11 protein-coding genes are annotated in these 12,235 nt (G+C 56.9%); 4 read left to right on the top strand and 7 right to left on the bottom strand.

Annotation, left to right across the window (positions count from 1 at the left end):
- Nucleotides 1-34: 34 nt before the first annotated feature.
- The 3 genes from ACMWLG_RS12555 to ACMWLG_RS12565 all read right to left on the bottom strand — a co-directional run bounded on the left by ACMWLG_RS12555 (nt 35) and on the right by ACMWLG_RS12565 (nt 4,132).
- A complete protein-coding gene (locus ACMWLG_RS12555; protein WP_045355923.1) occupies nt 35-1,684 on the bottom strand; it encodes an alpha,alpha-trehalase in 1,650 nt (549 codons plus the stop codon).
- Nucleotides 1,685-1,865: 181 nt separating this feature from the next.
- Nucleotides 1,866-3,218: a glutathione-disulfide reductase gene (gene gorA, locus ACMWLG_RS12560; RefSeq protein ID WP_045404745.1), complete on the bottom strand. Its 1,353-nt coding sequence runs from the start codon at nt 3,216-3,218 to the stop codon at nt 1,866-1,868.
- Between the two features lie 71 nt (nt 3,219-3,289).
- Nucleotides 3,290-4,132, bottom strand: a complete 843-nt coding sequence (locus tag ACMWLG_RS12565) for a 23S rRNA (adenine(2030)-N(6))-methyltransferase RlmJ (RefSeq protein ID WP_023309555.1) — start codon at nt 4,130-4,132, stop codon at nt 3,290-3,292.
- A gap of 214 nt (nt 4,133-4,346) precedes the next feature.
- Here ACMWLG_RS12565 and prlC point away from each other — a divergent pair, with 214 nt between their 5' ends.
- Both prlC and rsmJ read left to right on the top strand, forming a co-directional pair.
- A complete protein-coding gene (prlC, locus tag ACMWLG_RS12570; RefSeq protein WP_023309554.1) occupies nt 4,347-6,389 on the top strand; it encodes an oligopeptidase A in 2,043 nt (680 codons plus the stop codon).
- Nucleotides 6,390-6,396: 7 nt separating this feature from the next.
- Nucleotides 6,397-7,149: a 16S rRNA (guanine(1516)-N(2))-methyltransferase RsmJ gene (gene rsmJ, locus ACMWLG_RS12575; protein WP_045404743.1), complete on the top strand. Its 753-nt coding sequence runs from the start codon at nt 6,397-6,399 to the stop codon at nt 7,147-7,149.
- A 97-nt stretch (nt 7,150-7,246) separates the two neighbouring features.
- Here the strand turns inward: rsmJ and uspA are convergent, their stop codons facing one another.
- A complete protein-coding gene (gene uspA, locus ACMWLG_RS12580; RefSeq protein ID WP_003861223.1) occupies nt 7,247-7,684 on the bottom strand; it encodes a universal stress protein UspA in 438 nt (145 codons plus the stop codon).
- Between the two features lie 283 nt (nt 7,685-7,967).
- Here uspA and uspB point away from each other — a divergent pair, with 283 nt between their 5' ends.
- Complete coding sequence (uspB, locus tag ACMWLG_RS12585; protein WP_003861224.1) at nt 7,968-8,303, top strand: universal stress protein UspB; 336 nt, start codon at nt 7,968-7,970, stop codon at nt 8,301-8,303.
- 43 nt (nt 8,304-8,346) lie between these two features.
- Here the strand turns inward: uspB and ACMWLG_RS12590 are convergent, their stop codons facing one another.
- The 3 genes from ACMWLG_RS12590 to pitA form a co-directional block, all read right to left on the bottom strand.
- The gene (locus ACMWLG_RS12590; RefSeq protein WP_045404741.1) at nt 8,347-8,754 is read right to left on the bottom strand and encodes a hypothetical protein; all 408 of its coding nucleotides are present in this window, start codon (nt 8,752-8,754) and stop codon (nt 8,347-8,349) included.
- On the bottom strand, nt 8,732-8,899 hold the full coding sequence (locus ACMWLG_RS12595) for a hypothetical protein (protein WP_308412125.1): 168 nt from the start codon (nt 8,897-8,899) through the stop codon (nt 8,732-8,734). The genes ACMWLG_RS12590 and ACMWLG_RS12595 overlap by 23 nt, the downstream gene beginning before the upstream one ends.
- 397 nt (nt 8,900-9,296) lie before the next feature.
- The gene (pitA, locus tag ACMWLG_RS12600) at nt 9,297-10,796 is read right to left on the bottom strand and encodes an inorganic phosphate transporter PitA (RefSeq protein WP_023309552.1); all 1,500 of its coding nucleotides are present in this window, start codon (nt 10,794-10,796) and stop codon (nt 9,297-9,299) included.
- Between the two features lie 228 nt (nt 10,797-11,024).
- On the opposite strand from pitA, the gene ACMWLG_RS12605 reads away from it, so the two are divergent.
- The gene (locus ACMWLG_RS12605) at nt 11,025-12,227 is read left to right on the top strand and encodes an NAD(P)/FAD-dependent oxidoreductase (protein ID WP_045404787.1); all 1,203 of its coding nucleotides are present in this window, start codon (nt 11,025-11,027) and stop codon (nt 12,225-12,227) included.
- Nucleotides 12,228-12,235: the final 8 nt, after the last annotated feature.

Genomic DNA, 12,235 nt, shown 5'->3' on the forward strand with positions numbered 1-12,235 from the left:
AGGGTTAGAGTGAGGGCACCAGACCGCACCCCGCTTAAGGCTCCCCATACAACCCAATCAGCCGCCGCACCACGCCGTTCGTCCAGCCGAAACCGTCCTGCAGCGGATACTCACCCCCGCCGCCTTCGCGCGGCGTGCTGCTGGCGATGTGATACTTCTCAATCAGCTTGTGATGCGTCTTATAAAAATGGTTCACCGTATGCAGCCAGCTCCAGGCGATCTCATCGCCCAGCGAGTCGTTGCCGTACTGCTTGAACCCCTGAATCGCCATCCACTGCAGCGGCGCCCAGCCGTTGGGTTTATCCCACTGCTCGCCGGTTTCGTACTCGGTCGCCAGAATTCCACCTGGGGTCAGCAGCCGCGATTTGACCGCATCAGACAAACGTTCTGCCTGCTCGTGCGTCGCCATTCCAACATACAGCGGCACAATGCTGGCGGCAGAAAACAGCGCCAGCTCTTCGCGTCGCCAGTCGTAATCGCGGTAGCAGCCGCTCTCCTCGTCCCACAGATAGCGGTTCACCGCCGCGCGGCGATCGTTGGCTTTCTGGCGGAACGCCTCTGCCGTCTCTTTATCCCCTTTCGACGCGGAGATGTTGGCGATAGCGCTTTCCAGCTTGAACAGGAAGGCGTTCAGATCGATGGGGATAAACTGCGTCGTGCGGATGCTGGCGAGCCGCGACGGATCGCGCAGCCAGCGGGACGAGTAATCCCAGCCGGACGCCGCACCCGCGCGCAGGTCGCGATACACCTCATTGGGCGGACGACCCGAGTGGCGGGCTGTTTCCACGTCCTCGATCCACGATTCGTCGCGCGGGGTATCACGGTCGTCCCAGTAGCGGTTGAGCAGTGAACCGTCCGGCATGCGCACGGCGCTGCGGTAGGCCTGGTTAAGTAGCAGCGACTCCGCGCCGTCCATCCAGAAGGCGTACTCCATTTTGAGGTGATCCAGATAGCGTTTCGCACCGCGCACGCCGTCCTCCTCGAACAGCTCCACCATCAGGGCAAAGACCGGCGGCTGCGAGCGGCTGAGATAATAGGTGCGGTTGCCGTTGGGGATATGCCCGTAGCGTTCAATCAGCCAGGCGAAGTTGTCCGCCATACACTTGAGCAGATCGTTACGGCCACTCTCCGCCAGCCCCAGCATGGAGAAATAGGAATCCCAGTAGTAGGTCTCGCTGAATCGCCCGCCGGGGACGATATAGGCCTGCGGCAGGGCCAGCAGGGAAGACCAGGGAATATGATCCTGCGGCTCGCGCGTCAGCACCGGCCACAGGTTATCAATGTGCTCTTTCAGGGAGAGTCCCGGGTCGGAGACATATTCTGTGCCGTACGTTTCCGGCATCCAGAAGTGGTTCTCCACAAACTGGCGCAGGTCGAAATCCCGGTGGCGTCTGACCTTGCGGTAGCGGATCAGGATATCTAACGGATCCATCTTCGGCGCGCAGTCGGGGAAGGTTTTACTGTCCGCAAACAGCCGCGTCGACTGCACATGCTCGAACAGTTCAAGATAGCGGTCTGCGGGCGTCAACGCATCGGAGGCGGGTAGCCCCTCGATCATTTCGGGTTCCGGCTCCGCCTCAATCATTTCATCCAGTTTCAACTCGCAGGGATCGGTCTCGTAGCGCAGCTCTTCTGCAATCTCGAACTCGATGTTCTCGGTAGCCTGTAGTTTCTGGTTGAACATGGTGATAGGGACCTCCGGTTGTGTGTTCAAAAGACAGGTTTATCCGGGCGTCTTATAAGCGTAGACATTCGCTTCGGTAGATGGGGAGGGAAATGTGCGGTAGATCACTATTTTCGGAGCATTCGTTTTGCAACGATTTATGAATGTTAAAAAAATGCCCCTCCGGAGAGGGGCATCAGGATTAACGCATAGTAACAAACTCTTCCGCGGCCGTCGGGTGGATGGCCACCGTGTTGTCGAAGTCTTTCTTGGTTGCGCCCATCTTCAGCGCCACGGCGAAGCCCTGCAGGATCTCGTCCATGCCGAAGCCGATGCCGTGGATGCCGACAATCTTCTCTTCCGGACCGACGCAGACCAGCTTCATGCGGCACGGCTGACGGTGTGAGGTGACGGCGGTGTACATCGCGGTAAACGCCGATTTATACACTTTCACCTGGTCGTCGCCGTACTGCTCACGCGCCTGCGGCTCGGTTAAGCCGACGGTGCCGATTGGCGGGTGGCTGAAAACCACGGTCGGGATGTTGCTGTAGTCCAGATGCTCGTCCGGCTTGTTGTTGAACAGGCGCTCGGAGAGACGACGACCCGCCGCAACGGCGACCGGCGTCAGCTCAACCGCGCCGGTGTTGTCGCCGACCGCATAAATGCCCGGTACGTTGGTGTTCTGGAATTTATCGACGACGATATAGCCTTTTTCGTCGGTTTTTACGCCCGTCACGCCCAGGTTGAAGTTATCGTTCGCAGGTTCACGGCCAATCGCCCAGATCAGGCAATCGACGGTCTGGCTGCGGCCATCTTCCAGCTCAAGCGTCAGGCTGCCGTCCGCGTTTTTCACCACCGCTTTTGGCACGGCGTTGGTGTGCAGGGTCGGGCCTTCGGTGTTCATCACTTCAACCAGCGTATCGACAATCAGCGGGTCAAAGCTGCGCAGCGGCGCGTGCTTACGTACGAACAGGTGCGCTTCTGCGCCCAGGCCGTTAATCACGCCGGCCAGTTCCACCGCAATGTAACCCGCGCCAACAACGGCAACGCGTTTTGGCAGGGCAGGCAGTTCGAAGAAACCGTCGGAGTCGATGCCGTATTCCACGCCCGGGATGTTCGGGTGGCTCGGACGACCGCCGGTGGCGATCAGGATGTGATCGGCGGTGATCGTCTCGCCGTTCACTTCGATCGTTTTCGCGTCCACAAAGCGGGCGAAACCGTGGATAACGTCAACGTTATTTTTACCCAGCACGTTGTCGTACGAGGTGTGAATGCGGTCGATGTAGGCGGTACGGCTGGCGATCAGTTTTTCCCAGTCGAAGCGGTTGATGGTGGTGTCAAAGCCGTAGTCCGGGCCATACATATGGATAGCCTCACGGATCTGCGCCGCATGCCACATCACCTTCTTCGGTACACAACCCACGTTCACGCAGGTGCCGCCCAGCGCTTTGGCTTCAATCAGCGCGCACTTCTGGCCGTACATGGCCGCACGGTTGATGGAGGCGATGCCGCCGCTGCCGCCGCCGATGGCGATGTAGTCATAATGCTTAGTCATTGCTTTTGTCCTTAATCGTGAATTGCCGCGATTGTATACCTGAAATCAATAGTTTCCACCGATGGCTGCGATTACTCCGGCACGATCCAACTGACGGTGGCGTGGCCTGTACCCGCTGGCACCAGCGTTTTATGCAGCCACGGCAGCACGTTGTTCATCTGCGCTTCAAGCTTCCACGGCGGGTTGATCACAATCATGCCGGAGGCGGTCATGCCGCGCTGATCGCTGTCAGGGCGTACCGCCAGCTCGATCTGCAGGATCTTACGGATGCCGGTGGCTTCCAGGTCTTTGATCATGCGTTTGATTTGCGCGCGCAGCACCACCGGGTACCACAGGGCATAGGTGCCGGTAGCAAAGCGTTTGTAGCCTTCGTGGATACCGGTTACCACCGCCTGATAGTCGGTTTTGATTTCGTACGGCGGGTCGATCAGCACCAGGCCGCGGCGGGAAACCGGCGGCAGCTTGGCTTTCAGCTGCTGGTAGCCGTCGGATTTTTCCACGCGGGCGCGGCTGTCTTTCTGAAATTCGGAACGCAGCAGCGGGAAGTCGCTCGGATGCAGTTCGGTCAGCTGGAGGCTGTCCTGCTCGCGCAGCAGCTGGCGTGCAATCAGCGGTGAGCCAGGGTAGTAGCGCAGCTGGCCGTTGCGGTTGAAGTGATTCACCACGCCGATGTACGGCTCCAGCTCGGCAGGCAGGTCGTCCTGCTGCCAGACGCGGGCAATCCCTTCCAGATATTCACCGGTACGCTCGGCATGCTCGCCGCTCAGCTGATAACGGCCCGCGCCCGCGTGCGTGTCCAGATAGAGAAACGGCTTCTCTTTCTCTTTGAGCGATTCGATGATCAGGCTCTGAACGGTGTGTTTAAGGACGTCGGCGTGGTTGCCTGCGTGGAAGCTGTGGCGATAACTGAGCATGGATGAATGTGTTCCAGGTAGTAAACGTAGGCCCGATAAGCGTAGCGCCATCGGGCAAAAATAGAGCGTATCGCCACAGTATACAGAAAAGTTTCCACTGCCGCGAAAGCGCAACGTCCGGCATTGAAATCCTCTACACTTAACCCCATTCTAGATCCCATATGCACAGCGCCGGATGCGCGCTTCATTCACCTATTTCAACAGGACAGCGTTTATGACCAATCCATTACTGACGCCTTTTTCGTTGCCGCCGTTTTCTAAAATCCTCCCTGAGCATGTGGTTCCAGCCGTTACGCAATCGCTGGACAACTGCCGCGCGGCGGTAGAAAGCGTGGTAGCGCAGGGCGCGCCGTACACCTGGGAAAATCTGTGTCAGCCGCTGGCCGAAGTGGACGACGTGCTGGGGCGTATCTTCTCCCCGGTGAGCCACCTGAACTCGGTAAAAAACAGCCCGGAACTGCGCGAAGCCTACGAACAGACCCTGCCGCTGCTCTCTGAGTACAGCACCTGGGTCGGTCAGCACGAAGGGCTGTACAAAGCCTACCGCGACCTGCGCGACGGCGACCATTATGCCGAACTGAGCACGGCGCAGAAAAAATCGGTCGATAACGCCCTGCGTGATTTTGAGCTGTCCGGGATTGGCCTGCCAAAAGAGAAGCAGACCCGCTACGGCGAAATCGCCGCGCGTCTGTCCGAGCTGGGCAACCAGTACAGCAACAACGTGCTCGACGCCACCATGGGCTGGACGAAGCTGATTACCGACGAAGCTATGCTTTCCGGTATGCCGGAAAGCGCGCTGGCGGCGGCAAAAGCCCAGGCTGAAGCGAAAGAGCAGGAAGGCTTCCTGTTAACGCTGGATATCCCGAGCTATCTGCCGGTGATGACCTACTGCGACAACCAGGCCCTGCGCGAAGAGATGTACCGCGCGTACAGCACCCGCGCCTCCGATCAGGGGCCGAATGCCGGTAAGTGGGACAACAGCCCGGTAATGGCGGAAATCCTCGCCCTGCGTCACGAGCTGGCGCAGCTGCTGGGCTTCGAAAACTACGCCGATAAATCCCTCGCCACCAAAATGGCGGAGAACCCGCAGCAGGTGCTCGACTTCCTGACCGATCTGGCGAAACGCGCCCGTCCGCAGGGTGAGAAAGAGCTGGCCCAGCTGCGCGCCTTCGCGAAAGCCGAGTTCGGCGTGGACGAGCTGCAGCCGTGGGATATCGCGTACTACAGCGAAAAACAGAAGCAGCACCTCTACAGCATCAGCGACGAGCAGCTGCGCCCGTACTTCCCGGAAAACAAAGCCGTTAACGGCCTGTTCGAAGTGGTAAAACGCATCTACGGCATCACCGCCAAAGAGCGTACCGATATCGACGTCTGGCACCCGGACGTGCGTTTCTTCGAGCTGTATGACGAGAAAAATGAGCTGCGCGGCAGCTTCTACCTCGATCTCTACGCGCGTGAGAACAAGCGCGGCGGGGCGTGGATGGATGACTGCGTGGGCCAGATGCGTAAAGCCGACGGTTCTCTGCAGAAGCCGGTCGCCTACCTGACCTGTAACTTCAACCGTCCGGTAAGCGGCAAACCGGCGCTGTTCACCCACGACGAAGTGATTACCCTGTTCCACGAGTTTGGTCATGGTCTGCACCATATGCTGACCCGCATCGAAACCGCAGGCGTGGCCGGTATCAGCGGTGTGCCGTGGGATGCCGTCGAGCTGCCAAGCCAGTTTATGGAAAACTGGTGCTGGGAGCCGGACGCGCTGGCGTTTATCTCCGGCCACTACGAGACCGGCGAACCGCTGCCGAAAGAGCTGCTGGACAAAATGCTGGCGGCGAAAAACTACCAGGCGGCGATGTTTATCCTGCGCCAGCTGGAGTTCGGACTGTTCGACTTCCGCCTGCACGCCGAGTTCAGCCCGGAGCAGGGTGCGAAGATTCTTGAGACCCTGGCCGAGATTAAAAAGCAGGTCGCCGTGATCCCTGGGCCAACCTGGGGCCGCTTCCCGCACGCGTTCAGCCACATCTTCGCTGGCGGCTACGCGGCGGGTTACTACAGCTACCTGTGGGCCGACGTGCTGGCGGCGGATGCCTTCTCTCGTTTCGAAGAAGAGGGGATTTTCAACCGTGAAACCGGCCAGTCGTTCCTCGACAATATCCTGACCCGCGGCGGGTCTGAAGAGCCAATGGTGCTGTTCAAACGCTTCCGCGGACGCGAGCCGCAGCTGGATGCGATGCTTGAGCATTACGGGATCAAAGGCTGATTGTTACGTGAAGATCTGCTTAGTTGATGAAACAGGCGCCGGAGACGGCGCCTTATCTGTTCTGGCGGCCCGCTGGGGGCTGGAGCACGATGAAGAAAACCTGATGGCGCTGGTGATGACGCCGGAACATCTCGAATTACGCAAGCGCGACGAACCGAAGCTCGGCGGGATTTTCGTCGATTTTGTCGGCGGCGCGATGGCGCACCGGCGCAAGTTCGGCGGCGGTCGCGGCGAAGCGGTGGCCAAAGCGGTCGGCATCAAAGGGAGCTACCTCCCGGACGTGGTCGATGCCACGGCGGGGCTGGGGCGCGATGCGTTTGTGCTGGCGTCTGTCGGCTGTCGCGTGCGGATGCTGGAGCGAAATCCGGTGGTCGCTGCGCTGCTCGACGATGGGCTGGCGCGAGGCTACGCGGACCCGGAAATCGGCCCCTGGCTGCAGGATCGTTTGCAGCTGATCCACGCCTCCAGCCTGACGGCATTGACGGATATCACCCCGCGCCCGCAGGTGGTCTATCTCGACCCTATGTTCCCGCATAAGCAGAAAAGCGCGCTGGTGAAGAAAGAGATGCGGGTGTTTCAGTCGCTGGTGGGGCCGGATTTGGATGCCGATGGCCTGCTGGAGCCGGCTCGTCAGCTTGCCACGAAGCGGGTGGTGGTAAAGCGCCCGGACTATGCGCCGCCGCTGGCGAACGTTGCGACCACTAACGCGGTGACCACCAAAGGGCACCGGTTTGATATTTATCCGGGTACGCCGGAATAAAAAAAGCCGGGTGGCGGCTTCGCCTTACCCGGCCTGCGTCCTCGATCTATTCCCTCTCCCTTTGGGAGAGGGTTAGGGTGAGGGGAATTTAACGCGCTTATTCGTCTTCTTCGTCACGCAGTGGAACAATTAGCATATCCACGTGAACGGTGTTAATCAGCTGGCGCGCTGAAGACATCAGCTTGCTCCAGAAGTCCTGATGGTGACCGCAAACCACCAGGTCCATATCGTATTTCTTGATCGCATCAACCAGCACCTGGCCCAGGTCGCCGCTGCCGCTAAGGGTTTCGGTAATTGGATAGCCCGCGTTGGTGGAGAGTTCGCTCAGGGCATGGTGAGTCTCTTCGGAAATGCGTTTTTGCATATCGCCAAGATTCACGTCGATCAGACCGGTGTAGAGGTCGGAGTAATTCACGTCAACGTGAATCAGCGAAACTTTCGCGTTGTAGGGACGTGCCATGGATACCGCTTTATCAACCAGCACTTTGCTCTCAGGGGAGAGGTCAACCGCGATGAGAATGTGTTTGTAAGCCATAGTGTTACTCCTTCCTTAAGTTATCGATGACTAAGTGAGAATGCCGTCGTCTGATACTTTCATTACGGCCCAGTTAAACATATTTTTCAAGCTTTGGTGTTGATAACGATTAACCTTGTGGCAAAAAAATTAACGGATCTCCTACACTATTAAATGAGCCGTTCGGATATTAAAACGCGAACCGGATCGACTTTTGGTCATTCTTTCACTGAACTGTCTGTCAGGGCATTGGGGTGCGGTAGCTCAGGAGCCTTGCTTCGTGGGCGGACGCCGGGGAGGATGTATGATTAGCACCGTCGCATTGTTTTGGGCGTTATGCGTGGTTTGCATAGTGAATATGGCGCGCTACTTCTCATCGTTACGTGCGCTGTTAGTGGTACTTCGTGGTTGCGATCCGTTGCTTTATCAGTATGTGGACGGTGGAGGGTTCTTCACCTCGCATGGACAGCCCAGCAAGCAGATGCGTCTGGTGGGATACATCTACTACCAGCGCTACCGCGATCATCACGATGAAGAGTTTATTCGTCGCTGCGAGCGCCTGCGTCGTCAGTTCATTTTGACCAGCGCCCTGTGCGGGCTGGTCGTGGTCAGTATGATTGCATTGATGATTTGGCACTGAGCATCACAGCAGGCGGGGAAAGCCCCGCCTACTTTCATCTGGCTCAGGGCTTAACTGAGAACCGGAGACTGGAGATATTGTTCTCAATCGAAATAACCTTTCCGCTATAGGCAATGTTCACTTCCCCGCTTGTATCAATACTGGCCGAGGTTATCGTGCCTGTACCTTCGATTACCGGATACTTCATAGCAAGCTGATGGATAATATCAGTGTCTTTCCCTGCAAGCGCCCCCGAGAGATAATAACGGTAGATTGGTGGTACGGTTGTGCCGCCCTGATTGTTCACGGTCATATAGAGCCAGACGCTATCGGATAATTTATAAGCGCGCTGTAGCTCATCGCTATTTCGCTGATTGGGCTGATGGTTTAACCAGAGAAATCCAATGACCAGAACCAGAAGTGAAGCGGTAACAAGGCGATGAATCCATTTAATAGCCGTTTTGAATGGCATAGTCTATTCCTTCTCTGATGTTGCGTTGGTCCGTTGGGTCGTCTCCGTAAGGCGGCTTTTCGTACCATTTTCCCCATTCCGGTTTTGAGGTACCTGCCCGGCCTTGAGCCCAGCCTGCGCCCATAAGAAGGATGTTTGCAGGGATACCTGCCGCAGTACCTGCGGCTCCGAAGTTGAAGTTACCAAATGCAGCAAAATAAGGGTCGAATTTTTTATAATCCCAGGGACTGCCATTTCGGACTTTTTGGTAGAATCAATAATACGTTGAGGGCGTGGCCATATTGCGTGACATTCCGTTAAGGCGTGCCTCACGCATATTGTTCGCTATAACGATTGAACCCGGTCCTGAGATAGGGACAGAAGCCATACATTCTCCTTTGTCTGGATTTATCTTCTGGCCGCCATGATAGTTTTTTCTGTGTTTTGAAATTGAGCAAAAAATGTTCATAAAATCCTCATGTTATCAAACACCTCATGGCAAATAGCAGCCATAAAAAAAGCGGGTCAGTTTCCTGACCCGCTTTTTTATCGCCTTCAACCGATTAAATCAGCTTCAGCGAAATCCAGTACAAACCGCCAGACAGCAGGATTGAGGCCGGAAGGGTGAACACCCAGGCCATCAGAATGTTGGTCACGGTTTTGCGCTGCAGACCGCCGCCGTCAACAATCATGGTACCTGCCACGGACGAGGAGAGTACGTGGGTGGTGGATACCGGCATACCGGTGTAGCTCGCCAGACCGATAGACACTGCCGCCGTCATCTGCGCGGACATACCCTGCGCATAGGTCATGCCTTTCTTACCGATCTTCTCTCCGATGGTGGTCGCCACACGACGCCAGCCAATCATCGTACCAATACCGAGTGCCAGCGCGACGGCCATGATGATCCAGATTGGCGCGTACTCAATGGTGTTGAGCATATCGCTTTTCAGTTTCTTCAGCAGACGTTTGTCGTCACCATTCACCTCTGGCAGCTTCGCGACTTTATCGGTCACGTCAGAGATGCAGAGCATGATACGACGCAGCTGACCACGCTGTTCAACGGCCAGTTTGTCGTAGCTCTCGATGTCGCCCAGCATGCCCTTGGCGCGTTCCAGCGCGTTAATCGCGTTAGCTGGATGGCAGTGGAATTCGCCAGGCGCGGTGGTTGCACCTGCTTCCGGAGAAGGGATCAACTGATCAACGCCGGTCGCTTTTTTCAGCAGGTCAGGATGCTGCTGGAAATAGGTTTCAACGTTGTTGACCGCATCGCGGGTACGTGTGATTTCGTAACCGGAGGCATTCATGTTCACCACGAAGCCTGCCGGTGCGACGCCGATCAGAACCAGCATCACCAGACCAATGCCTTTCTGCCCGTCGTTCGCGCCGTGTGAGAAGGCCACGCCGATAGCAGAAATGATCAGGGCGATACGCGTCCAGAACGGCGGCTTTTTCTTGCCGTCTTTCTTCTCACGCTCTGCTGGCGTCAGGTGGATACGCGCACGTTTTTTCGTGTTACTCCAGTAGCGACGCAGGATGAAAATCAATCCCCCCGCGACTACCAGACCCACGATAGGGGAGATGATCAGGGAGCCGAAAATGCCCAGTACTTTAGGCAGGTTCAGCGCATCAACAACCGATGTCCCGGTCATCAGGGCGTTGGTTAACCCGATGCCGATAATCGCGCCGATGAGCGTGTGAGAACTGGATGCAGGCAGGCCAAAATACCAGGTACCGAGGTTCCAGATAATTGCAGCAAGCAGCATTGAGAACACCATAGCGAGGCCATGGCCAGAACTAACGTTAAGCAGCAGATCCGTTGGCAGCATATGCACGATGGCATACGCAACGCTCAGCCCGCCCAGGAGAACACCAAAAAAGTTAAATACCGCCGCCATAACAACCGCAAGCTGCGATCGCATTGCGCGAGTGTAGATAACCGTCGCTACTGCGTTTGCAGTGTCGTGGAAGCCGTTGATCGCTTCGTAAAACAGTACAAAAACCAGAGCAAGCAATAATAAAAGCCCGGTATGTAAATCCAGGCCGGCAAACAAATGTAGCATAGGACGTTACGCCATTTTGAGGACATGAACGCGGCGCATTATCCAGGACAAATGCGCGGCGGGCAAAGTGAAATATAGACTTTTTTTGACATACCACCTGATTTGAGAAATGCCTCATAAAGGATATTCTTTAAATTTCAATGGAATGCCTTTGTAATATCTTTTTACGCTGGTGTGACCACAGAGGAAACTTTACAATCCGCGGCAGTTAACAAAGAGGGTTTTGACGTGGAAAGGTTTGATGCCGTGGTAATTGGCGCCGGTGCGGCGGGTATGTTTTGTGCGGCAATGGCCGGACAGGCGGGTCGTCGCGTACTGCTGCTGGATAACGGTAAAAAGCCCGGTCGTAAGATCCTGATGTCCGGCGGCGGGCGCTGCAACTTTACTAATCTGTATGTTGAACCCGCGGCCTATTTGAGCCAAAACCGTCATTTTTGTAAATCTGCGCTGGCGCGCTATACACAATGGGATTTTATCGATCTCGTGGGCAAGCACGGCATCGCGTGGCATGAAAAGACGCTGGGACAGCTGTTCTGCGACGACTCCGCGCAGCAGATTGTCGATATGCTGGTGGCCGAGTGCGAGAAGGGCGGTGTGGTGATGCGTCTGCGCACGGAAGTGCTGGAGGTCGCCCGCGACGACCAGGGCTATACGCTGCAGCTGAACGGTGAAACCGTCAGCGCTGACAGCCTGGTGATCGCCAGCGGCGGCCTGTCGATGCCGGGGCTGGGCGCCTCCCCGTTCGGCTATAAGATTGCCGAACAGTTTGGCCTGAAAGTCTTGCCTACGCGCGCCGGGCTGGTGCCGTTTACGCTGCATAAACCGCTTCTCGAACAGCTTCAGACGCTGTCCGGCGTGTCTGTTCCCTCTGTGATTACCGCCGAAGACGGGACGGTGTTCCGCGAAAATCTGCTCTTTACCCATCGCGGCCTCTCCGGCCCGGCGGTACTGCAAATCTCCAGCTACTGGCAGCCGGGTGAGTTCGTCACGGTTAACCTGCTTCCGGAGTGCGATCTGGATGCTTTTCTTAACGAGCAGCGTACCGCGCACCCAAATCAAAGCCTGAAAAACACCCTGGCAATGCAGCTGCCAAAACGTCTGGTGGAATGTTTGCAGGCGCTGGGGCAGATCCCGGACGTGTCGCTTAAGCAGTTGAATAGCCGCGAGCAGGAAACGCTGGTAGAGACGCTGACAAACTGGCGCGTTCAGCCAAACGGCACCGAGGGCTACCGTACGGCAGAGGTCACGCTGGGCGGGGTCGACACGAATGAGCTCTCTTCCCGCACCATGGAAGCGCGCAACGTGCCGGGGCTCTATTTTATTGGCGAAGTGATGGACGTGACCGGCTGGCTCGGCGGCTACAACTTCCAGTGGGCTTGGGCAAGTGCCTGGGCGTGTGCTCAGGCGCTGGCAGATGTCCGAGGACAATAAAGTTGTAC

This window comes from Enterobacter sp. 01-M-02-SI-ECC, from assembly GCF_047530595.1.
Taxonomy (GTDB): domain Bacteria; phylum Pseudomonadota; class Gammaproteobacteria; order Enterobacterales; family Enterobacteriaceae; genus Enterobacter; species Enterobacter cloacae_M.